At 71.9% G+C, this 23173-nt stretch carries 21 protein-coding genes; all 21 read left to right on the top strand.

The annotated features are described in order from the left end of the window. The first annotated feature begins 227 nt into the window (after window positions 1-227). Window positions 228-659 carry a division/cell wall cluster transcriptional repressor MraZ gene (gene mraZ / locus ASD62_RS04680; RefSeq protein ID WP_056914965.1) on the top strand — a complete coding sequence of 144 codons (432 nt, stop codon included), beginning with the start codon at window positions 228-230 and terminating at the stop codon, window positions 657-659. Between the two features lie 234 nt (window positions 660-893). Further along, window positions 894-1883, top strand: coding sequence for a 16S rRNA (cytosine(1402)-N(4))-methyltransferase RsmH (gene rsmH / locus ASD62_RS04675; RefSeq protein ID WP_056914964.1), 990 nt, complete (start codon window positions 894-896; stop codon window positions 1881-1883). Next, window positions 1880-2539 (top strand): hypothetical protein, encoded by a 660-nt coding sequence (locus ASD62_RS04670; RefSeq protein ID WP_157581330.1) that lies wholly within the window; start codon window positions 1880-1882, stop codon window positions 2537-2539. Before rsmH ends, ASD62_RS04670 begins: the two co-directional genes overlap by 4 nt. A gap of 359 nt (window positions 2540-2898) precedes the next feature. Then, window positions 2899-4683, top strand: a complete 1785-nt coding sequence (locus ASD62_RS04665) for a penicillin-binding protein 2 (protein ID WP_235530627.1) — start codon at window positions 2899-2901, stop codon at window positions 4681-4683. Between the two features lie 17 nt (window positions 4684-4700). Continuing rightward, window positions 4701-6293: a UDP-N-acetylmuramoyl-L-alanyl-D-glutamate--2,6-diaminopimelate ligase gene (locus ASD62_RS04660; RefSeq protein ID WP_056914961.1), complete on the top strand. Its 1593-nt coding sequence runs from the start codon at window positions 4701-4703 to the stop codon at window positions 6291-6293. Next, window positions 6290-7750, top strand: a complete 1461-nt coding sequence (murF, locus tag ASD62_RS04655) for a UDP-N-acetylmuramoyl-tripeptide--D-alanyl-D-alanine ligase (RefSeq protein WP_056914960.1) — start codon at window positions 6290-6292, stop codon at window positions 7748-7750. Before ASD62_RS04660 ends, murF begins: the two co-directional genes overlap by 4 nt. After that, complete coding sequence (mraY, locus tag ASD62_RS04650; protein WP_056914959.1) at window positions 7747-8829, top strand: phospho-N-acetylmuramoyl-pentapeptide-transferase; 1083 nt, start codon at window positions 7747-7749, stop codon at window positions 8827-8829. The genes murF and mraY overlap by 4 nt, the downstream gene beginning before the upstream one ends. 96 nt (window positions 8830-8925) lie before the next feature. After that, window positions 8926-10470 (top strand): UDP-N-acetylmuramoyl-L-alanine--D-glutamate ligase, encoded by a 1545-nt coding sequence (murD, locus tag ASD62_RS04645; RefSeq protein ID WP_056914958.1) that lies wholly within the window; start codon window positions 8926-8928, stop codon window positions 10468-10470. Continuing rightward, on the top strand, window positions 10467-11741 hold the full coding sequence (gene ftsW, locus ASD62_RS04640) for a putative lipid II flippase FtsW (RefSeq protein ID WP_082552817.1): 1275 nt from the start codon (window positions 10467-10469) through the stop codon (window positions 11739-11741). The genes murD and ftsW overlap by 4 nt, the downstream gene beginning before the upstream one ends. Then, window positions 11741-12868, top strand: coding sequence for an undecaprenyldiphospho-muramoylpentapeptide beta-N-acetylglucosaminyltransferase (murG, locus tag ASD62_RS04635; protein ID WP_056914957.1), 1128 nt, complete (start codon window positions 11741-11743; stop codon window positions 12866-12868). Before ftsW ends, murG begins: the two co-directional genes overlap by 1 nt. After that, window positions 12865-14304 (top strand): UDP-N-acetylmuramate--L-alanine ligase, encoded by a 1440-nt coding sequence (murC, locus tag ASD62_RS04630; RefSeq protein WP_056914956.1) that lies wholly within the window; start codon window positions 12865-12867, stop codon window positions 14302-14304. The genes murG and murC overlap by 4 nt, the downstream gene beginning before the upstream one ends. A gap of 413 nt (window positions 14305-14717) precedes the next feature. Further along, window positions 14718-15317 carry a cell division protein FtsQ/DivIB gene (locus tag ASD62_RS04625; RefSeq protein WP_235529036.1) on the top strand — a complete coding sequence of 200 codons (600 nt, stop codon included), beginning with the start codon at window positions 14718-14720 and terminating at the stop codon, window positions 15315-15317. 294 nt (window positions 15318-15611) lie between these two features. Continuing rightward, the gene (gene ftsZ, locus ASD62_RS04620) at window positions 15612-16850 is read left to right on the top strand and encodes a cell division protein FtsZ (RefSeq protein WP_056914955.1); all 1239 of its coding nucleotides are present in this window, start codon (window positions 15612-15614) and stop codon (window positions 16848-16850) included. 139 nt (window positions 16851-16989) lie between these two features. Then, complete coding sequence (gene pgeF / locus ASD62_RS04615; protein ID WP_056914954.1) at window positions 16990-17715, top strand: peptidoglycan editing factor PgeF; 726 nt, start codon at window positions 16990-16992, stop codon at window positions 17713-17715. Beyond that, on the top strand, window positions 17712-18413 hold the full coding sequence (locus ASD62_RS04610; protein ID WP_056914953.1) for a YggS family pyridoxal phosphate-dependent enzyme: 702 nt from the start codon (window positions 17712-17714) through the stop codon (window positions 18411-18413). Before pgeF ends, ASD62_RS04610 begins: the two co-directional genes overlap by 4 nt. A 90-nt stretch (window positions 18414-18503) precedes the next feature. Then, window positions 18504-18989 carry a cell division protein SepF gene (locus ASD62_RS04605; RefSeq protein ID WP_056914952.1) on the top strand — a complete coding sequence of 162 codons (486 nt, stop codon included), beginning with the start codon at window positions 18504-18506 and terminating at the stop codon, window positions 18987-18989. A gap of 42 nt (window positions 18990-19031) precedes the next feature. Beyond that, complete coding sequence (locus tag ASD62_RS04600; protein WP_056914951.1) at window positions 19032-19322, top strand: YggT family protein; 291 nt, start codon at window positions 19032-19034, stop codon at window positions 19320-19322. A gap of 108 nt (window positions 19323-19430) precedes the next feature. Continuing rightward, window positions 19431-20672 carry a DivIVA domain-containing protein gene (locus ASD62_RS04595; protein ID WP_082580574.1) on the top strand — a complete coding sequence of 414 codons (1242 nt, stop codon included), beginning with the start codon at window positions 19431-19433 and terminating at the stop codon, window positions 20670-20672. A 236-nt stretch (window positions 20673-20908) separates the two neighbouring features. Continuing rightward, on the top strand, window positions 20909-21793 hold the full coding sequence (locus ASD62_RS04590; RefSeq protein ID WP_056914950.1) for a TraR/DksA C4-type zinc finger protein: 885 nt from the start codon (window positions 20909-20911) through the stop codon (window positions 21791-21793). Next, entirely contained in the window at window positions 21766-22404 is a 639-nt protein-coding gene (gene lspA / locus ASD62_RS04585) for a signal peptidase II (RefSeq protein ID WP_082552814.1), read from the top strand. Before ASD62_RS04590 ends, lspA begins: the two co-directional genes overlap by 28 nt. Continuing rightward, the coding region (locus ASD62_RS04580) for an RluA family pseudouridine synthase (RefSeq protein ID WP_235530626.1) at window positions 22397-23173 on the top strand (777 nt) is incomplete at its 3' end. The genes lspA and ASD62_RS04580, both read left to right, overlap by 8 nt.

Here is a 23173-nt window from a genome sequence, read left to right as displayed (position 1 = left end):
TTCCACTCACCGGTCATTCGTCGCCGAAAGCCGCGACGACGGGCCAATCAGGTGGTCCGGGACCGTCACGGCGCACCACTTTCCACCACCAGTCTGACCTGCAGAAACGGCCGAAAGGATGAGGAAAACGTGCGGAAGTGGGTACCTGTGGGGGTGACGGTGGAGTAAAGTGGGGGAAACAAGAGGGCCGTGGGGTCCTGTGGTCGCAGTGAGGGGAGGGGTGCACCGTGTTCCTCGGGACGCACAGCCCCCGCCTCGACGAGAAGGGCCGGCTGTTCCTGCCCGCGAAGTTCCGTGAGCGGATGGCCAGCGGGCTGGTCGTCACCCGGGGCCAGGAGCGCTGCCTCTACGTCTTCCCCATGCAGGAGTTCGTCCGCGTCACCGAGCAGATGCAGTCGGCGCCGACGACCAGCAAGGCCGTCCGTGACTTCACCCGCGTCTTCCTCTCCGGGGCCTCGGACGAGGTCCCCGACAAGCAGGGTCGCGTGACCATCCCCGCCACCCTGCGCGCCTACGCCGGCCTGACCCGCGACTGCACCGTCATCGGCGCCGGGTCGCGGGTCGAGGTCTGGGACACCGACGCCTGGAACGCCTACCTCGAGAGCACCGAGCAGGGCTTCGCCGACCAGTCCGAGGAGGTGATCCCGGGCCTGCTGTGACGCACCCGCCGGGCACTCGTGCCCGCGGCCCCTGCAGCCAGGTCTCCAGCCGCTTCACATCCCGGGACGACTTCCCCCGTCCCGGGCCGCACGGAGCGGATGGGGACCTGACCGCAGGGTCCACCAGAGCAGGACCGGGCGCACCGCCCCACCCAGCACCACCGGCACCACCCCAGCAGGACCCGGACACCACCCCAAGCAGGACCCGAGCAGGACCCGAGCAGGAGCAGCGCGATGAACTCACGAGGAATGGCCGCCGACCGGCACATTCCCGTCCTGCGCGACCGCATCGTCGAGCTGCTCGCCCCCGCCCTCACCCAGCCCGGTGCCGTCTACCTCGACGGCACCCTCGGCATGGGCGGCCACGCCGAGGCGATCCTCGAGTCCTGCCCGCAGGCCCGCGTCGTCGGCATCGACCGCGACCGGGAGGCCCTCGCGCTCGCCGCGGAACGCCTCGACCGCTTCGCCGGCCGCACCACGTTCGTCCACGCCGTCTACGACGAGGTGCCGAGAGCGCTGGCCGAGGCCGGGGTCACCCACGTCGACGCCAGCCTCTACGACCTCGGTGTCTCCTCGTTGCAGCTCGACGAGACCGACCGCGGGTTCTCCTACAGCCAGGACGCGCCGCTCGACATGCGGATGGACCAGTCCACCGGGATCACAGCGGCCGAGGTGCTCAACACCTACTCGGCGGCCGACCTCGAGGGCATCCTGCGCGAGTTCGGCGAGGAGCGGTTCGCCAGGAAGGTGGCCGGCGCCATCGTGCGCGAGCGCGAGACGGAGCCGTTCACCACGTCCGGCCGCCTCGTCGACCTCCTCAAGAAGGCCGTGCCCGCCGCCTCCCAGAAGAGCGGGGGACACCCCGGCAAGCGGACCTTCCAGGCGCTGCGCATCGAGGTCAACGCCGAGCTGTCCGTCTGGGCCCGGGCGCTGCCGCGCGTCATCGACGCCCTCGGCGTCGGCGGCCGGGTCGCCGTCCTGTCCTACCACTCGCTCGAGGACCGCATCACCAAGCGCGTGCTGGCGCAGGGAGCCAAGGGGAGCAGCCCGGAGGGCCTGCCCGTCGAGCTCCCCGAGCACGCGGCATACCTGCGGCTGCTCACGCGTGGCGCCGAGGAGGCGCCCGCCGACGAGCAGGCCGCCAACCCCCGATCTGCCTCGGTGCGCCTGCGGGCCGCCGAACGCACCCGACTTTCCACTGCAACGAAGGGAACCCACCGATGAGCCAGCAGACTGCGACGGCGAGGGTCGCATCTCGGGCACCACTGCGGCGGCAGGTGTCGCCCCAGCCGCTGCGGGTCGTGCCGGCGGCGATCGGCCAGCCGGGCAACGGCGTGTTCGCGGCGCTGTGCATGACCCTGCTCGTGGCCGGCCTGGTCGCCCTCCTCATGCTCAACACCGCCATGGCGGAGGGGTCGTTCACCCTGCACCGTCTCCAGGCGACCTCCGGTGAGCTCACCGACACCCAGCAGGCCCTCACCCAGGCGATCGACGCCCAGCGCAGCCCGGCCAACCTCGCGGCGCGGGCCGCCAAGCTGGGGATGGTGCCGGCCGACTCGGCCGCGTTCCTGCGCCTCAGCGACGGGAAGGTCCTCGGCGTGGCGAGCCCGGCCAAGAAGCAGGCCGGCTTTACCGTGGTCACGGCTCCGGAGGCGACGTCCGCATCGTCCGCCGCGGCGAAGAGCACGGGGCCGAAGACCACCGTCAGCACGAAGGGGGACGTGACGACGACGACCGAGAAGGTCACCAAGCCGGACGGGTCGCTCGTCACGACGGTGACCAGCGTCGACGCGAAGACGAAGACGACCACCAGCACCAGCACCACCACCCCGGCGAAGAAGGCGACCACGACGCCGACGCCCGCCGCCCCGAAGCCCTGATCGAAGCCCCGATCGAAGCCCCGACCAGACCCTGATCAAGCCCTGACCCAGACACGAGGTACCCAGTGACGCAGACCCGAGGCACTCGCCCCGGAGCCCCGCGCCCTCGTCCTGCGAACGGTGAAGCACCCCGTCGACGTCCGGCACCCGGCGCCGCCGCGGGCAAGGAGCGGGCGACCTCGACCAAGGCCGGCCGTCCCGCAGCGGGCGGCACCCGCGCCCGGTCCGAGGGGGTCCCCGGTCGCCCGGTGCCCCGCAAGCGCCCGGTGGCACCCCAGCGCCCCGCCTCGCCGCCGCGTCGCCCCCTGGGCCGCTCGGTCAGCCTGGACGGGTCGAACCCCCGTCGACGGATGCGGTCGATGACGGTGGCGATCCTGTTCGTCTTCAGCATCTTCGGGGCCCAGCTGCTGCGGCTGCAGGGGTTCGACGCCTCGGCGGTCTCGGCCGACGCCCAGACCAACCGCACGGCCACGGTGGCCCTGCCTGCCATGCGCGGGAGCATCGTCGACCGCAACGGCACCATCCTCGCCTCGAGCATCGAGCGCCGGACGGTCACGGTCGACCAGACCGCCGTGCCGAAGTACATCAAGTCGGTCAACGGCGTCCGCGCCACCGTCGGCGTCGCCGGGGCCGCTCAGGACCTCTCCCCGCTGCTCGGGGTGCCCGTCGACCAGCTCGTCACCGAGCTGACCGGCACCTCGCGCTACCGCGTGCTGGCCAAGAACGTCACGCCCCTGAACTGGCGCAAGATCTCCGAGCTCGGCATCAACGGCATCTACTCCGAGGCGACCTCGGACCGCAACTACCCGACGTCGACCGCGGCCGCGTCCCTCGTGGGCTTCGTGCAGTCCGACGGCTCCGCCGGTGGTGGGCTCGAGGTGCTGATGAACTCCACGCTCAAGGGCAAGGCCGGTCGGACGATCTTCGAGCAGTCCCAGGACGGCCGCGCCATCCCGAACGCCCGGTCCGAGACCACCGAGCCGGTCCCCGGCAAGGACGTCAAGCTCACCATCGACTCCGACCTGCAGTGGTTCGCGCAGAACGCGGTGGCGCAGAAGGTGATCGAGACCAAGGCGCTGTCCGGCACGGTCGTCGTGCAGAACGTCAAGACGGGTGAGCTGCTCGCGGTCGCGTCCTACCCGACGTTCGACCCGAACCAGCCGGGTCAGGACCCGGAGAACTGGACCAACAAGGCGTTCAACGACGTCTACGAGCCCGGCTCGACGGGCAAGGTCATCACGGCGGCGGCGGCGCTCGAGGAGGGGGCCGTGACCCCGTCGGAGGTGGTCGAGGTCCCCAACCGGATCCACCGCTCCGGCACGGAGTTCAAGGACAGCCACGACCACCCGACGGAGTACCTCACCTTCGCGGGCGTGCTGGCCCAGTCCAGCAACATCGGCACCATCCTCGCCGGGGAGAAGGTCAAGGCCTCGACGATGTACTCCTACTTCAAGAAGTTCGGCCTCGGGTCGACCTCGGGCATGGGCTTCCCGGGTGAGGGCCCCGGCTTGCTGACCGACTACAAGGACTGGAGTGGCTCGCAGCGCTACACCGTGCTCTTCGGCCAGGGCCTGTCCGTCAACGCCCTCCAGGCCGCCGGCGTCTTCCAGACCATCGCCAACGACGGGGTCCGCATCCCGCCGCGGATCGTCGCTGCCACGAGCGACGGGCACGGCACGTTCACGCCGGTCCCGAAGGCCAAGGGCGTCAAGGTGGTCTCCGCGGAGACCGCGAAGAAGGTCCGCGACATGCTCGAGGGCGTCGTCGGCAAGGAGGGGACCGCCCCCGAGGCGAAGATCCCCGGCTACCGCGTCGCGGGCAAGACGGGTACGGCCGACCGGTACGACGCCAAGGTGGGTGGCTACTCGGGCAAGACGGCGAGCTTCATCGGCTTCGCCCCCGCCGACGACCCCGAGATCGTCGTCGCCGTGACGCTGCAGCGCCCGATCAAGGGCTACTTCGGCGGTGTCGTCGCGGGTCCGGTGTTCAAGGACGTCATGACCTACGCCCTCCAGGAGCTCCAGATCCCGCCGACCGGCACGAAGTCGCCGACGGTGAAGGTCAAGGCCGACCAGACCCCCGACCCGTCCGACGCCACGGTGCTGCGGGACCGGGGCTCTGACGCAGCCCGGTCACGGCCCTGACGGTAGGCTCGCTGTCCGTGCCTTCCCCCCGTCCGGCGTCCCTGCACGCCACCCCGATCTCTGCCGTGGCCACCCTCGTCGGGGGCACCGTCAGCGGTGAGGACGTCGTCGTGACCGGGGTCACCCTCGCCTCCCAGGACGTCGTGCCCGGCGACCTCTACGCCGCCCTCCCCGGTGCCAACGCCCACGGTGCCCGGTATGCCGCCGGGGCGCTGGAGGCCGGTGCCGTCGCCGTCCTGACGGACGCGGCGGGGGTCGCGGTGCTCGCGGCCGACGGGCTGGACGTCCCGACCGTCGTCGTCGAAGGACCCCGCAGCGTCGTCGGCGCCGTCGCCCGGACGCTCTACGGCACGGCGGACCTCGGGTTGCGGCTCTACGGCGTGACCGGCACCAACGGCAAGACGACCACCGCCTACCTGATGGACTCCGCACTCACCGCCCTGGGCCAGACCACCGGCCTGATCGGCACGGTCGAGACCCGCATCGGTGAGGAGCGGCTGCGCAGCATGCGGACGACCCCCGAGGCCACCGTCCTGCACGCCCTGCTGGCGGTGATGCGGGAGCGGTCGGTCGACTCCTGCGTGATGGAGGTGTCGAGCCACGCCCTGACCCAGCACCGGGTCGACGGCGTCGTCTACGACGTGGCGTTGTTCACCAACCTCTCGCAGGACCACCTCGACTTCCACCCGACGATGCGGGACTACTTCCTCGCCAAGGCCTCGCTGTTCACCCCGGAACGGGCACGGCGCGGGATCGTCTGCGTGGACGACGAGTGGGGACGCGAGCTCGCGACGATCGCCACCGTGCCCGTCACGACGATGACCTCGTTGCCGGACGTCGACGCCGACTGGCACCTCGTGACGGCCGCCGACACCTCGTCCGGGCACGACCCGGCGGACTTCACGTTGTCGGACGGCACCACCACCCTGCGGCTGCGCTCGGCCCTGCCGGGGGACTTCAACCGGGTCAACACCGCGATGGCCGCCCTCGCCCTGCTCGACTCGGGGTCGGCGGCGGAGGAGGTCGAGCGCGCCCTGCGCAGCGACCCGCACGTGCCCGGCCGGATGGAGAAGGTGTCGCTGCCCGAGGGCACGGGGGGTGCCGGGGCCGCCGACGACCCGTCGCTGCCGCTGGTCGTCGTGGACTACGCCCACACCCCCGATGCGGTCGCCGCGGCGCTCAAGGCCCTGCGGCCGCAGACCTCCGGTGCCCTCGTCGTCGTCCTCGGCGCCGGTGGCGACCGCGACCGCGGCAAGCGGGCCGCGATGGGGCGGGCAGCGGCCCTCGGTGCCGACGTGGTCGTGGTCACGGACGACAACCCGCGCTCCGAGGACCCCGCGGTGATCCGCGCCGCCGTGCTCGCCGGCGCGCGTGAGGCCGCCTCGGCCGGCGGCACCGACGACCTGCACGACGTCGACGGACGGGCCGCTGCCATCGAGCAGGCCGTCCGGGCCGCGCACGACCGGGGGCCCGGCAGCGTGGTCGCCGTCGTGGGCAAGGGCCACGAGACCGGCCAGGACGTCGCCGGCACCATCCACCCATTCGACGACCGCGAAGAGGTGGCCCGCGCCCTGCGCGCCGTCGCCACCGGCACGAGAGGTACGCAGTGATCCCGTTGTCCCTGGCGGAGATCGCCACCATCACCGGTGGGCGGCTCCACGGCATACCGGAGGACGAGGCGGCGCGCCTCGTCGTCGACGGCCCCGTCGTCACCGACTCCCGGGAAGCGGGAACCGGTGGCCTCTACATCGCCCGCGTCGGCGAGCAGATGGACGGCCACCAGTTCGTCGGCCCGGCAGCGGCGCTCGGCGCCGTCGCCGCCATGACCACCCGCGAGGTGGACGAGCTCCCGTGCGTCGTCGTCGGCGACATCCAGGCGGGGTTGGCCTCCCTGGCCCGCGCCGTCGTCGACCGCCACCCCGACCTCACCGTCATCGGCATCACGGGGTCGTCCGGCAAGACGTCGACCAAGGACCTCCTGGCGAGCGTCCTGTCGTCCGTGGCGCCGACCGTCGCCCCGGTGGGTTCGCTCAACTCCGAGGTCGGTGTCCCGCTCACGGTCTTCCGCGTCACGCCGCAGACCCGCTACCTCGTCGTGGAGATGGGCGCCCGGGGGATCGGGCACATCGAGTACCTCACGACGATCGCCCCGCCCCGGATCGGGATCGAGCTCAACGTCGGCACCGCCCACGTGGGGGAGTTCGGCTCCCGTGAGGCGATCGCCGTGGCCAAGGCCGAGCTGGTCGCCGCCCTGCCCGACGACGGGCTCGCGGTGCTCAACGCCGACGACGCGGTCGTCCGCGCGATGGCCGGCCGGACCGTTGCCCGGGTGCAGCTCGTCGGGACCGCCCCGGACGCCACCATCCGCGCCGAGGACATCGTGCTCGACGCCTCCGGTCGACCCACCTTCCGACTGCTCACGCCCGCCGGCGAGGCGCCGGTGACGTTGCCGCTGCACGGCGAGCACCACGTCGGCAACGCCCTGGCCGTCGTCGCCGCCGCGCTCGAGTGCGGGCTGCCCCTGGAGTCGGTCGTCGAGGCACTGGCCTCGGCCACCCCGGCCTCGCGCTGGCGGATGGAGGTCGTCGAACGACCCGACGGCGTCACGGTGGTCAACGACGCGTACAACGCCAACCCCGGCTCGATGCGCGCGGCCCTCAAGGCGCTCGCCGCGATGGGCCGCGACGCGCAGGGCCGCGAGCGTCGCACCTGGGCCGTGCTCGGCTCGATGCTCGAGCTGGGGGAGGAGTCCACCACCGAGCACGACGCCATCGGCCGGCTCGCCGTGCGGCTCAACATCTCCCGGCTGGTCGTCGTCGGCGACGTCGCCCGGCCGATGGCCAGCGGCGCGCAGCACGAGGGGTCGTGGGGCGAGGAGGCGGTCTGGGTGCCCGACGCCGACGCGGCGTACGACCTGCTCGTCGAGAATTGTCGCCCCGGTGACGTCGTGTTGTTCAAGTCGAGCCGTGACGCCGGACTACGGTGGCTCGGAGACAAGGTGGCTGCCCTCGGCGCCCCCGAGGCCGGCCCGCAGGGTGCCCAGACCAGCGAGGAGGACGCGACGTGAAGGCGGTCCTGATCGCTGCCGTCGTCTCCCTCGTGGGCGCCCTGTTCGGCACGCCGATGTTCATCAAGTACCTGGTCAAGCAGGGCTACGGCCAGTTCATCCGCGACGACGGCCCGACCTCGCACCACACCAAGCGCGGCACGCCCACCATGGGTGGCGCGGTGATCATCGGGTCGGCGATCGCGGCCTACGCGCTGGCGCACCTCGTCACGGGCACCCCGGTGACGTGGAGCGGCGTGCTGGTGCTGTTCCTCATGGCCGGCCTGGGGCTGGTCGGGTTCCTCGACGACTACATCAAGATCTCCAAACAGCGCAGCCTCGGCCTGCGGTCGCGCGAGAAGCTCGCCGGGCAGACCCTCGTGGCGGTCGTGTTCGCGGTCCTGGCCCTGCAGTTCCCCAACAGCAAGCACCGGACGCCGGCGTCGACGTACATCTCGTTCGTCCGTGACACCCCCGTCAACCTCGCGTTCGCGGGGACCCTCGTCGGGCTGATCCTGTTCGTCATCTGGGCCAACCTGATGATCGCCGGCACGTCCAACGGCGTGAACCTCACCGACGGCCTCGACGGACTCGCCACCGGTGCGTCGGTGATGGTGTTCGCGGCATACGTCCTCATCGGCATCTGGCAGGGCAACCAGAACTGCCAGATCACGCCCGGCCTCAAGTGCTACGAGGTCCGCGACTCCCGCGACCTGGCGGTCGTCGCCGCGGCCTGCATGGGTGCCTGCTTCGGCTTCCTGTGGTGGAACGCCTCACCCGCCAAGATCTTCATGGGGGACACCGGTTCGCTGGCCCTCGGTGGCGCGCTCGCCGGCCTCGCGATCACGACCCGCACCGAGCTGCTCATCATCATCCTGGGCGGCCTGTTCGTCACGATCACGCTGTCCGTCATCATCCAGGTCGGGTCCTTCAAGATGACCGGCAAACGCGTCTTCCGGATGGCGCCGCTGCAGCACCACTTCGAGCTGCTCGGGTGGAACGAGGTCACCATCGTCATCCGGTTCTGGATCATCGCGGGACTGTTCGTGGCCCTGGGCCTCGGACTCTTCTACGCCGAGTGGGTCGTCGGGGCGCAGTGACCCCGGCAGCACCGGCCACCTGACCACCGGCCACCCGAACACCGGTACCGGACAGCAGCACCAGACAGCAGCACCAGCAGTGAGGAAGCACCAGCAGTGAGCAGCACACCGGTCGGCGGACGACTCGACGGGTTGACCAACGGCAGCGCCGACTGGAGCGGCCTGCGGGTCGTGGTCACCGGGCTCGGGGTGAGTGGCTTCGCCGCCGCGGACGCCCTGCACGAGCGGGGCGCGCACGTGGTCGCCGTCGACGGGGGAGACCCCGAGACGAACACCCGGCTGGGGGAGCGGGCGCGCATCCTCGACATCCTCGGCGTCGACGTCCGGCTCGGGCCCGAGCACGTGGCCGGTATGCCGCAGGGCCATGCCGCCGACCTCGTCGTCACCTCCCCGGGGTGGCGGCCGGACCAGCCCCTGCTCGTCGAGGCCGCGGCCGCCGGCGTGCCGGTGTGGGGCGAGGTCGAGCTGGCCTGGCGGATGCGCGCCGCCGTCGGTCCGGCGCCCTGGCTGACGATCACCGGAACCAACGGCAAGACCACCACCGTGACCATGCTGGCCGAGATGCTGCGCGCGGCCGGCCTGCGCGCCACCGCCGCCGGCAACGTCGGGACGCCGATCCTCGAGGCGGTCCTGCACCCCGAGCCCTACGACGTCATCGCGGTCGAGCTCTCGAGCTACCAGCTGCACTGGTCCGACTCCCTCGCCCCGCACGCCTCGGCCTGCCTCAACGTCGCGCCCGACCACGTCGACTGGCACGGGTCGTTCGAGGAGTACGCCGCCGCCAAGGGCAAGGTCTACGCGAACACCAAGGTCGCCTGCGTCTACAACGTCCAGGACCCCGCCACCGAGCGGCTCGTCATGGAGGCCGAGGTCCAGGAAGGGTGCCGCGCGATCGGGTTCACCCTCGGGATGCCCGCCCTCTCGATGGTCGGGGTGGTCGACGACATCCTCGCCGACCGGGCCTTCGTCGAGGAGCGCAAGACCTCCGCCGCCGAGCTCGCCACGCTCGACGACGTCCGAGGCAGTGCCGCGACGCTGGCCCCGCACAACCTCGCGAACGCGCTCGCCGCCGCGGCGCTGGCCCGTGCCTACGGCGTCCCACCCGCCGCGGTCCGTGACGGCCTGCGGGCCTTCCGTCCCGAGCCGCACCGCATCGCCGACTGCGGCGAGGTCGACGGCGTGCGGTACGTCGACGACTCCAAGGCCACGAACCCCCACGCAGCGCTGGCGTCGCTGCTGTCGTTCGAGCACGTGGTGTGGGTCGCCGGTGGCCTGCTCAAGGGCGCCGACGTCGACGAGCTCGTCCGCGAGGCGGCTCCCCGGCTGCGGGCCGTCGTCCTGCTCGGGGCGGACCGCGCGACCCTCGCCGAGGCGCTCGCCCGACACGCGCCGGATGTCCCCGTGGTCGACGTGTCGAGCACGGACACTGGTGCCATGGATGTCGTCGTCGAGCACGCCGCCGGGCTCGCCCGCAGCGGTGACGTGGTGCTGCTCGCACCCGCAGCCGCGTCGATGGACATGTTCACCGACTACGGCGCACGGGGCGACGCCTTCGCCGCCGCGGTGGCCCGCCGGGCCAGCGACGGCGCGACCGGCTCCGGCCGGACGGACCCGACCGACCCGCAGGGGGACCAGGCGTGAGCAGCGTGACCGCCGCGCCCGCCTCGAAGCCGCGGGCCCGCGGTGGTGCCTCGCGTGACGAGCCCACCAAGGTCAGCACCTGGCTCCAGCGCCTCGACTCTCCCGTGACGAGCTACTACGTCCTGCTCTCCGTGGCCGTCGTCCTCGTGGTCATCGGCCTGATCATGGTGCTGTCCGCCTCGTCGGTGAAGTCGCTGGTGCAGACCGACAACGCCACGCCCTACGTCTACTTCCGCAAGCAGCTGCAGTTCGCCGTCCTCGGCGGGATCGCCATGGCCGTCGCCGCGCACGTGCCGATCCGCACGTGGAAGGCGTTGTCGGTCCCGATCCTCGTGGGCGCGCTGTTCCTGCAGGTCCTCGTCTTCACCCCGCTCGGCGTCTCCGTCAACGGCAACCGCAACTGGCTGGGTGTCGGCCCGATCTCGCTGCAGCCCTCGGAGTTCGCGAAGGTGGGCCTCGTCCTGGTGGGCGCCGCCGTGCTGTCCGCGAAGCGTCGCTCCCTCGGCCGGCTGCGGCACGTCCTCGTGCCCTTCCTCGTGCCCGTCGCCGCCGCGACCATCGGCCTAGTCCTGCTGGGCCACGACCTCGGCACCGTGATGGTCATGGGGGGCATCGTCGCCGCCCTGCTCTTCGCCGCCGGGGTGCCGCGGCGCCTGTTCGTCTGGGGGCTCACCGCCTTCACCACGCTCGCCGTCCTCATGGTCGTGACCAGCCCCAACCGACTCGCCCGATTCGACGTGTGGCTGGGCAAGGACACCGACCCGTACGGCGCGGCCCGGCAGCCGCTGCACGGCCGGTACGCCCTCGCCGACGGCGGGTGGTGGGGCGTCGGCCTCGGCGCCTCGCGCGAGAAGTGGTCGTGGCTCCCCGAGGCGCACAACGACTTCATCTTCGCCATCCTCGGCGAGGAGCTGGGTCTCCCCGGCACCCTCGTGATGCTCGGTCTCTTCTGCGCCCTCACCCTGGTCTGCTACCGGATCGTGCTGCGCAGCAAGGACATGTTCGTGCGCATCGCGACCGCCGGGGTCATGGCGTGGATCGTCTGCCAGGCCATCATCAACATCGGAGCCGTGATCGGGCTGCTGCCCGTCATCGGTGTCCCGCTCCCGCTCGTCTCCTACGGTGGTTCCTCCCTCATGACGACCATGTTCGCCCTCGGCATGCTGCTGTCGTTCGCCCGACAGGAGCCCGGCTGCTCCGAGGCCCTGTCGGCGAAGCCGTCGGTCGTCAAGCGGTCCCTCGCGGTGCTCCCGGGGCGGCGGAATCGCTGATGACTGCTGACACCCCCACGTCGGTCCTGCTGGCCGGTGGCGGGACGGCCGGCCATGTCTCGCCGCTGCTCGCCCTCGCCGACTGCCTGCGCCGCCGCGACCCCGACATCCTCGTGACGGCCCTCGGGACCGAGACCGGGTTGGAGAGCCGCCTGGTGCCCGAGCGCGGGTACCCACTGCTGACCGTCCCCAAGGTGCCGCTGCCGCGCCGCCCCTCCGCCGACCTGTTCCGCCTGCCCACCAGCCTGCGCACCGCGGTGGCCGCCGCCGAGCGGGCCATCGACCAGACGCAGGCCCAGGTCGTCGTGGGGTTCGGCGGGTACGTCTCCACGCCCGCGTACATCGCCGCCCGCCGCCGCGGCATACCGGTCGTCATCCACGAGCAGAACGCGCGTCCCGGCCTGGCCAACCGGCTGGGGGCACGCATCACGCGGTACGTCGCCACGACGTTCGCGAGCACCTCGCTGCCCCACGCCACCCCGATCGGCATGCCCCTGCGCCGCGAGATCAGCCAGCTGGACCGGGTCGCGTCGCGCGCCGAGGGCCTCGCGCACTTCGGCCTCGAGGACCACTGGCCGACCCTGCTCGTCACGGGTGGCTCCCTGGGCGCCCAGCGGCTCAACTCCGCGTTCCAGGCCCGCGCGGGTGTCCTGCGCGGCGCCGGGGTGCAGGTCCTGCACCTCACCGGTGCGGGCAAGGAGTTCGTGCCCGAGGTCGAGGGCCCGGGTGCGCCGTACGTCACCGTCCCCTACGCCGACCGGATGGACCTGGCGTATGCCGCGGCCGACCTCGTCGTCGCGCGGGCCGGGGCCAACACCGTCTGCGAGCTCACCGCTGTGGGGTTGCCCGCGGTCTACGTCCCGCTGCCGATCGGCAACGGCGAGCAGCGGTTCAACGCCGCCGACGTCGTGGCCGCCGGGGGTGGAGTCATCGTGGACGACGCGGCCATGGGACCCGACTGGATCGACACCACCCTGTTGCCGCTGGTCGTCGACCGCGACCGACTCGACGCGATGGCTGAGGCGTCCGCGGCCTCCGGCTCGCGGGGCGCCGACGAGGCGCTGGCCGACCTCGTGGTCCGCGCCTTCCGCGAGTCCGGGAACGGTGTGGCAGGGGGCGACCGGTGAACGGCGCCAACGAGCGGTTCGACTTCACCGACGCGGTCCCTCCGCTGGAGGAGCTCGGCGCCGTGCACTTCATCGCCATCGGGGGAGCGGGCATGTCCGGGGTGGCCCGGGTGATGCTCGCCCGCGGGTGCAGGGTCTCGGGGTCGGACGCCAAGGAGTCGCCGGTCCTGGCCGCCCTGCAGGCCGAGGGCGCGACCGTGCACGTCGGCCATGCGGAGTCCCACCTCGACGGGGTCCAGACCGTCGTCATCTCCTCGGCCATCCGGGAGAACAACATCGAGCTCTCGGCGGCCCGCGCCCGGGGGCTGCGGGTGCTGCACCGTTCCCAGGCGCTGGCCAGCACCATGGCCGGCTCGCGGCGGGTCGCCGTCGCCGGCGCCAACGGCAAGACGACGACCACGTCGATGCTCACGGTCGCGCTGCAGCACTGCGGGATCGACCCGTCGTTCGCCGCCGGGGGAGAGCTGGCCAAGCACGGCACCAACGCCCACTGGGGGACCGGTGACGTCTTCGTGGCCGAGGCCGACGAGAGCGACGGTTCGTTCCTCGTCTACCGCCCCGAGGTCGGCGTCGTCACCAACGTCCAGCCGGACCACCTCGACTTCTACGGGACGTTCGAGCGCGTGCAGGAGGCGTATGCCGCGTTCGCCGCGTCCATCGAACCCGGCGGGCTGCTCGTGGCGTGCCACGACGACGAGGGCTCCCGATCGCTGGCCGAGGAGGCCCGCGCCTCCGGCGCCCGGGTGCTGACCTACGGCTTCTCGACCGACGCCGACGTCGTGCTCCGGGACGAGGTGTCCCGGGGGCTGATGAGCCGGGTCACCGTCACCGGGCCCGACGGCACGGACCGCGCCCTGCGCATCAACATCCCCGGACGGCACAACCTGCTCAACGCCGCTGCGGCCTACACCGTGGCCGTGGAGGGTCTGGCCCAGGAGCCGACCCGGGTCCTGGACGGCTTGTTCGGGTTCACGGGGACGCGTCGGCGGTTCGAGCTCAAGGGCTCGGCAGCGGGGGTGACCGTGATCGACGACTATGCCCACAACCCCGGCAAGGTCGCCGCCGTCGTCAGCACCGCAGCCGCCCTGGTCGGTGACCGGGGGCGGCTCGTCGTGGTCTTCCAGCCACACCTCTACTCACGGACCCGGGACTTCGCCGCGGCCTTCGCGCAGGCGCTCGTGCCGGCCGACGTGGTCCTGCTCATGGAGATCTACGGAGCCCGTGAGGACCCCGTGCCCGGGGTGTCCTCGGCCCTGGTCGCCGACGCCCTCACCGCGCTCGACGCGTCGGCGGACGTCAGGGTCGTTCCGTCGTGGTCGGCCGTCGCCGACACCGTCGCCGAGCTGGTTGCCGAGGGCGACCTGGTCCTCACCGTCGGTGCCGGCGACGTCACCATGATCGGCCCGGAGATCCTGCGGGCCCTCGGACGACCGTGAGCCGGCCGTCCGACACCCCGGGGTCCGACCGGACTGCCCGGCCCGCCGGCGCACCGCGCACCGGGGGGACGTCCCGCCCGTCACAGCCCCGGTCGGGGTCGCCGCGCCCCTCGTCGCAGGACCGGGCCGGCCGGTCCGCCTCCGGGACCAGGCCCGGCGCGGCGCCGAAGGCCTCCACCCCGAGGGCTTCTGCACCTCATGGTTCTGCACCGAAGGCCTCCACCCCGAGGGCTTCTGCACCGAATGGTTCTGCACCGAGTGGTCCACGGCCGTCCCGCCCGACCGTCCCGACCGGCCTGGCCTCCTCGGCCGCCCGGTTCCAGCGCCGGGCGCAGGACGTCCGCCGACGCCCCCTGCGGCTGCTGCTGTGGTCCGGGGGGACCCTCGTCGTCCTCGGCCTCCTGATCTGGCTCGTGGCCTTCAGCCCGGTCCTGGCGGTGCGCACCGTCGAGGTCGTGGGGGTACCGGCCTCCGAGGTGGCCCCCATCCGCGCGCTCGCCCGGGTGCCCCTCGGTGAGCCCCTGGCGCGGGTCGACCAGGACCTCGTCGCCGCGCGGGTGGCCGAGCGGGCGACCGTCGCCGACGTCTCGATCGAGCGGTCCTGGCCCTCGACCCTGGTCATCCACGCGAGCCCGCGGGTGCCGTTCCTCGTGGTCAAGAACCCTCAAGGTCAACTAAAGGTTGTGGATGCGGAGGGAGTGGCGTACGCCCAGGTGACGACCGCTCCCGCCGGCGTGCCGACGGTCAACGCCGCCAGTGAGGCCGCCCTGTCGCGCGATGCCCTCGGGGCCGCCGTCAGCGTCGTCAAGGTGCTTCCGGCGGGCCTGCAGCACCGCGTCTCGAACGTCACCGTGAGCAGCGCCAACCTCGTCACCCTCAAGCTGGGGAAGACCACCGTCGTGTGGGGCGGGAACAACGACCCCGAGCGCAAGCTGGCGATCATGACGGCGCTGCTGCGGTCCGCCCCGAAGGTCATCGACGTCAGTGCGCCGGACACCCCGGTGACCCGCTGAGAGTCGGTCCCGACAGGCGCTGCGGACCGGCGCGACCGGACGTGCGAGAGTGGTACGTATGAGGCGGTTGTGACTGATGTGGCGACTGCTCCGAGGCGCCCGGCGAGAAACCCGGAAAACGGGCGAATCCGTGCTGCGACACGCGGGCCGAATCTTTGCCTGCCACGCACCCAGCGCATAGCGTCGGCGGCACCGGAAAGTTGACATAAGTGTAACCCTCGACTTGAGGTCCAGACATTTTCACCGCACTCAGGCACCGTTTTCAGGCACCGCATTCAGGAGAGGCCCACCGCCGTGGCAGCACCACAGAACTACTTGGCCGTCATCAAGGTCGTCGGCATCGGCGGGGGTGGCGTCAACGCCATCAACCGCATGATCGAGGTCGGCCTCAAGGGCGTGGAGTTCATCGCCATCAACACCGACGCCCAGGCGTTGCTGATGAGCGACGCCGACGTCAAGCTCGACGTCGGCCGTGAGCTGACCCGAGGGCTCGGCGCCGGTGCCGACCCCGAGGTCGGCAAGAAGGCCGCCGAGGACCACGCCGAGGAGATCGAGGAGGTCCTCAAGGGGGCCGACATGGTCTTCGTGACGGCGGGCGAGGGTGGCGGCACCGGTACCGGCGGCGCCCCCGTGGTCGCCAAGATCGCGCGGGGACTCGGTGCCCTGACGATCGGTGTCGTGACGCGCCCCTTCACTTTCGAGGGTCGTCGTCGCGCCAACCAGGCCGAGACCGGTATCGCGAACCTGCGCGAGGAGGTCGACACCCTCATCGTCATTCCGAACGACCGGCTGCTGTCGATCAGCGACCGCGCGGTCAGCATGCTGGACGCGTTCCGCTCGGCCGACCAGGTCCTGCTGTCCGGCGTCCAGGGCATCACCGACCTCATCACCACCCCCGGCCTGATCAACCTCGACTTCGCCGACGTCAAGTCGGTCATGCAGGGTGCCGGTTCGGCCCTCATGGGCATCGGGTCGTCCCGCGGTGACGACCGGGCCGTGCAGGCCGCCGAGCTGGCCATCTCCAGCCCGCTGCTCGAGGCGAGCATCGACGGCGCCCACGGGGTGCTGCTCTCCATCCAGGGTGGCAGCGACCTCGGCCTGTTCGAGATCAACGAGGCGGCGCGACTGGTGCAGGAGGCCGCCCACCCCGAGGCCAACATCATCTTCGGCGCCGTCATCGACGACGCCCTCGGTGACGAGGTGCGGGTCACGGTGATCGCCGCCGGCTTCGACGGCGGAGCGCCGCTGAAGCGCGACAACGACCGGGCCATCGGCCAGGTGCAGGGCACCTCGCGCCCCGCTCCGCAGGCTGCCCCGGCACCGGCCGCACAGCCGGCCCCGGCCCAGCAGCCCCAGCCGCCCGCCCCTCAGGCGCAGCCGCAGCGCGAGCAGCCGAACCCGATGTTCCAGCCCTCCCAGCCGGCGGCGCCGGCGCAGGAGCCCGCGGTCTCCCGTGAGCCGGCGGGTCGTCCGCCCCGCACGGTGACCTTCGACGAGGGTGACGACCTGGACGTGCCGGACTTCCTCAAGTAGGACGACCGACCGCCGCGGTGCCTCGTCAGGGGCGTCGGACCCACGGGTCCGGCGCCCCTGACGCATGTCATGACCGGGACGGGGTGTCGACGCGACGGGGCGACGGCGGGGGCCTCGCCCCGGGCAGTAGGTTGGGGCCGTGTTCTTCGCGCGTGGTCGGTCCGGTCCGGTGCAGTGGGCGTTCACCGATCGCGAGGGTGGCGTCAGCACGGGCGACTTCGGCTCGCTCAACCTCGGGGGGCACGTCGGTGACGACACCAGGGCGGTCGAGACCAACCGGACGCGCGTGGCCGAGGCTCTCGGGGTGGATCGCCCGCGGTTGCTCTTCCTGCAGCAGTGCCACGGCAACGACGTGCTCGTCGTCGACGAACCCTGGGGACCGTCGGGGCCGCCGCCCGCGGACGGCGTGGTGACGACGACGCCGGGGCTGGCCCTGGCCGCGCTGGTTGCCGACTGCACCCCGGTGCTCCTCGCGGACCCGACCGCCGGGGTGGTCGCCGCGGTGCACGCGGGACGGCCCGGGATGACCTCGCGCATCGTCGACGTCGCGGTCGAGCGCATGCGCGACCTCGGGGCGACAGAGATCGGTGCCGTCGTCGGGCCCTCGGTGTGCGGTCGGTGCTACGAGGTGCCGCCGGACATGCGGGCCGAGGCTGCCGCCGTGGCGCCCGAGTCCGCGGCCGTGTCCTGGACGGGGACGCCGGCCATCGACGTGGCATCCGGAGTGGTCGCCCAGCTGCATGCGAAAGGCGTTGCTGTGCAATGGATCCCGGGCTGCGCTCGTGAGAACGAATCGCTGTACTCCTACCGCCGGGACGGCCGCACCGGCCGCTTCGCCGGCGTCGTCGTGCTGGACCGCGCATGAGTGACCAGCGCCGCGACGAGCTCGCCGCCAACCTGGAGGTCGTGCGCACCCGGATCCACCGCGCCTGTGCGGACGCGGGCCGCGACCCGGGCGAGGTCACGCTCATCGCCGTGACGAAGTTCTTCCCCGCGAGCGACGTCGACCTGCTCGCCGACCTCGGCATCACGGCGATCGGGGAGAACCGCGACCAGGAGGTCTCCGCCAAGCTGACCGAGGTCACGGCGCGGGACCGCTTGGAGGTCCACTTCATCGGCCAGCTGCAGTCGAAGAAGGCCGGGTCCGTCGTGGGGTACGCCGACGTCGTCCAGTCGGTCGACCGCCCCAAGCTCGTGACGGCTCTCGACCGGGCGGCAGCGGCCGCGGGGGCCACGACCGACGTCCTGGTGCAGGTGAACCTCGACGAGGCGCCCGGGCGTGGGGGAGTCCCGCCGGAAGGGGCGCGCGGCCTCGCCGACCTCGTCGCGGGTGCCACCCACCTGCGCCTGCGGGGGGTGATGGCGGTCGCGCCGTGGGGTGCCGACCCCGATCCCGCCTTCGCCACCCTGCAGGAGGTGGCCGTCGGCATACGGGAGGAGCACCCGGGTGCCGACTGGGTGTCGGCGGGGATGAGCGGTGACCTCGAGGCCGCGATCGCGCACGGTGCGACACACCTGCGTGTCGGGAGCGCAATCCTCGGAACTCGGCAGTCACACCGGTAACTTCGGTCGCGAGCACGAACGGGGAACGCCTCGGTCGGACGAACGACTTTCTGAACCACCCGAAACTTTGATCCACTGAAGGAGCTCGTAATGGCTGGGGCGCTGCGCAAGACGATGGTGTACCTCGGGCTTGCCGAGGACGACGAGCGCTACGAGGGGTATGACGAGTACGACTACGACGAGCAGCCGGCCCGCGCCGAGGCGCCCCAGCAGCCCGAGCGTTCGGCCGCCGTCACCCCGTTGCCGCAGCGCACGCCGGTCGCCCGCGTGGTCCGCGACGTGGAGGTGGGTGCGCTGAACCGCATCACGACGATCCACCCGCGCACCTACAACGAGGCCAAGAACATCGGCGAGAGCTTCCGCGACGGGACGCCCGTCATCATGAACCTCTCCGACATGGACGACTCCGACGCCAAGCGACTCGTGGACTTCGCCGCCGGCCTGGTGTTCGGCCTGCACGGCCAGATCGAGCGGGTCACGTCCAAGGTGTTCCTGCTGTCGCCGGCGCACGTCGAGGTTTCGGCCGAGGAGGGTGTCCCGGCGCCCACCGCCCGCGGCCTGTTCAACCAGAGCTGATCCGCCCAGCCCCCGCCCAGCCGGTCATGGCAGGGTGACTCCATGCATCTGCTCGGCTTCAACATCTTCGCGGACATCATCCGCTTCGTGGTGTTCGCCTTCTACGTCGTGCTCATCGGACGCCTCGTCCTCGACTGGGTGCAGGTGTTCGCCCGCGACTGGCGCCCACGGGGCGTCCTGCTCGTCGTCGCCGAGGTCCTGTACTCGGTCACGGACCCGCCCCTGAAGGCGCTGCGCAGCGTCGTCCCGCCGCTGCAGCTCGGGAGCATCCGGTTCGACCTCGCCTTCCTCATCCTCTTCGTCCTCGTGAGCGTCCTCACCCAGATCCTGTAGGTCCCGCCGCTTCCTGCCGGACCCCGCAGATCCTCTAGGCTGGCGAGCAGCCCAGTCTCTGGGATGCTTGTCCTGCTCTGCTCCCCGCCTGTCAACAGAGGTGACTACATGACGCTCACGCCCGAGGACGTCCTCAACAAGAACTTCACTCCGACCCAGTTCCGTCGTGGTTACGACGAGCGCGAGGTCGACGACTTCCTCGACGAGGTCGTGGCCGAGATGCGCCGGGTCGTCAAGGAGTCCGACGACCTGCGCGACCAGCTCAACGAGTGCCGCCAGAGCAAGGGGATGCCGGCCGTCGCCAAGGCCGACGGCAAGGCCGAGGCGGCCAAGGCCGCCGAGGCGAAGGCAGCCCAGGAGGCCGAGGCCAAGGCCGCCCAGCAGGCGCAGGAGCGGATCGCCGCGTACGAGGCCAAGGTGCAGGAGGCCGAGAAGGCCGCCGAGGCCCGCATCGCCGAGGCGAACGCCAGGGCCGAGGAGGCCGAGAAGATGGCGGCCGCGCGAGCCGAAGAGGCCGAGACCTCTGCCCAGGCGCGCATCGGCGACGCCCAGCAGCAGGTCGAGACGCACGCCGGTGACGCCGAGGCCCGGGCGCAGGAGGCAGAGCAGCGGATCGCCGAGGCCCAGCGCCAGATCGACGAGGCCCGCGCCCGCGCCGAGGAGGCCGAGGCCAGGGCCGCCGAGGCCGAGCAGCAGGCGTCCGTCGCCGCTGCCGCGCCGGCGTCCGATGACGCCGCCCCCGTCGCCGCGGCAGCGGCCGTGGGTGGCGGTGGCAGCGCAGCCGCGCTGCTCGAGATGGCCCAGCGCCTGCACGACGAGCACGTCGGCCAGGGCGAGTCGACCCGCGACCGGCTCATCTCCGAGGCGCAGTCCCGCCACGACGAGCTGGTCTCCACCGGACAGGCCCAGCACGACGAGCTGGTCTCCACCGGACAGGCCAAGCACGACGAGCTCGTGTCCACCGGCCAGAACCGCCACGACGAGCTGGTCGCCGAGGCCACGTCGCGTCACGAGCAGCTCATCACCGAGGCGCGTGAGCGTTCCACCGGGATGGTCCACGAGGCGCAGCAGAAGAAGGCGCAGATCCTCGAGGAGCTCAGTCGCGAGCGGAGCCTGCTCGAGATGAAGATCGACGAGCTGCGCACGTTCGAGCGTGACTACCGCGCCCGCCTCAAGAGCTACATCGAGGAGCAGCTCGCGGACCTCGACCAGACCGGGCTCGCCCCCGAGGGTGGTCCCGAGGCCGAGGACGGCGCGGAGCCGTCCGCCAAGGACGAGAGCCACGACGAGGACCAGGACGGCTCGAACGAGGACCAGAACCAGGGCCAGCAGGACGACGACCGCCAGTAGCAGCACCCGCCGGGTCGGGAGCAGCCCGGCACCACCACTGGCTGCACGACCAGCAGCAGGACCGGCACCCACGACAGGCGCCCACCGCGATCGCGGTGGGCGCCTGTCGCCGTCCACCCAGAATGGTCGCTGATACAGGGTGTTTTGGCGTTGAGTCCCTGACCTCCAGCGCTTATCCTCACCGCACCTGACAGCGCTCCCACGGAGCGCCCTGCGACCGAGGGGCCCGGCTCACCATGGTTCACAAGGCACACGCCGCCACGACGACTGCGACGGGCAAGGCTTCGGCCAAGGTCGCTCCTGCGAAGAAGGCGGGATCCTCCGCCGCGAAGAAGGCCGCGCCCGCGACGAAGGCTGCCGCCGCCAAGACGGCCCCCGCGAAGAAGGCTGCGCCTGCGGCGAAGAAGGCGGCTCCCGCGAAGAAGGCTGCGCCCGCTGCGAAGAAGGCGGCCCCCGCGAAGAAGGCTGCCCCCGCGAAGAAGGCTGCACCCGCGGCAAAGAAGGCGGCTCCTGTGAAGAAGGCTGCGCCTGCGGCGAAGAAGGCGGCTCCCGCGAAGAAGACTGCGCCCCCGGCGACAAAGGCGGCTCCCGCGAAGAAGACTGCGCCCCCGGCGAAGAAGGCGGCTCCCGTGAAGAAGGCCGCACCCGCGGCAAAGCAGGCTGCCCCCGCGACGAAGGCCACGCCGGTCAGGAAGGCGGCCGCGACCAAGGCCACCAAGGCGTCGCCGGCCTCCCTCGTCGTCCGGGACGACGAGTCGCCCTGGACCGCCAAGGAGCTGCGCGAGGTGCGTGCCGAGATCGAGGGCGACGTCGCCCACCTGCGGCAGGAGATCCGGGTGGCCGAGGCCGACCTGGTCGGTCTCATGCGCGACGCGGGTGACGGTGCGGGCGACGACCAGGCCGACGCGGGCGCCAAGACCTACGAGCGCGAGCAGGAGATCTCGCTGGCGAACAACGCCCGCGACATGCTCGACCAGAACCTGCACGCCCTCGAGCGGCTCGACAACGGGACCTACGGCATCTGCGAGTCGTGCGGCAACCCCATCGGCAAACTTCGCCTTCAGGCCGCTCCTCGTGCGACCCTATGCATGACATGCAAGACGAAGCAGGAGCGCCGCTGACCGCGGCCGACGAGTCCACCTCCACCCCCGACCCCCGCAGGGACCGCAGCGGACTGTTCCGGCTCCTGGCCGTGACCGCCGTGCTGGTCTACGTCGCCGACCAGCTCAGCAAGGTGGTCGCCCTGCGCACGCTGACCCCCGGTGAGCCGGTGGACGTCGTGGGCGAGTTCATCCGGTTCAACCTGATCCGCAACCCCGGGGCCGCGTTCTCCATCGCCAACAGCGCCACTTGGGTGCTCACACTCATCGCGTTCGGGGTGCTCGTCTTCATCATCCGGACGGCTCGTCGCATCGGCAGCCGGGGCTGGGCCTGGGCGCTCGGACTGCTGCTCGGCGGCTCGGTGGGGAACCTCACCGACCGGATGACCCGCGAGCCCGGCCCCGGCCGTGGCCACGTCGTCGACTTCATCGACTACTTCAGCCTCTTCATCGGCAACGTCGCCGACATCGCCATCGTCAGCGCCGCCGCCCTCATCGGTGTGCTGGCCCTGCGCGGCATCGGCGTGGACGGCGTGCGCGCCGGCCGCCACGAGGCGCCGCACGCCTCCCGCACCACCCCCTCCCACCACGAGAGCGGCTCCGCCGCCGGTCAGGACGACGCCCATGCCTGACGCCCGCACGCTCCACGTCCCCGACGGCCTCGAGGGCGAACGGGTCGACGCGGCCCTGGCCCGGCTGTTCGGGGTCTCCCGGACCAAGGCGGCCGACCTGGCCGCGGCCGGCGACGTCCAGCTCAACCACGCGCCGGCCGGCAAGTCCGACCGCGTCACGGCGGGCGACCTCCTCGAGGTGCTGCTGCCGACCCCGGAGGACAGCCCGAGCCTGAAGGTGATCGCCGAACCCGTCCCGGGCATGGGGATCATCCACGACGACGACGACATCGTCGTGGTCGACAAGCCCGTCGGGGTGGCCGCCCACCCCAGCGTCGGCTGGACCGGCCCGACCGTCGTCGGTGGCCTGGCCGCCGCCGGCTACCGCATCGCCACCAGCGGCGCGAGCGAGCGCCAGGGCATCGTGTCGCGCCTCGACGTGGGCACGAGCGGCCTCATGGTCGTGGCGAAGTCGGAGTACGCCTACAGCGTCCTCAAGCAGGCCTTCCGCAGCCGCACCGTCGACAAGAAGTACCACGCGCTCGTCCAGGGCCTGCCCGACCCCGTGGTCGGCACCATCGACGCCCCGATCGGCCGCCATCCCGGCCACGACTACAAGTTCGCGGTCATGGACAAGGGCAAGCCCAGTGTCACCCACTACGAGGTCATCGAGGCCTTCCGCGCGGCGTCGCTGCTCGACATCCACCTCGAGACCGGCCGGACCCACCAGATCCGCGTGCACTTCTCCGCCCTGCGCCACCCCTGTGCCGGCGACCTGACGTACGGAGCC

The organism is Phycicoccus sp. Root563 (genome assembly GCF_001427915.1).
Lineage (GTDB): Bacteria > Actinomycetota > Actinomycetes > Actinomycetales > Dermatophilaceae > Pedococcus.
This window is presented reverse-complemented; position numbering and strand designations above follow the sequence as displayed.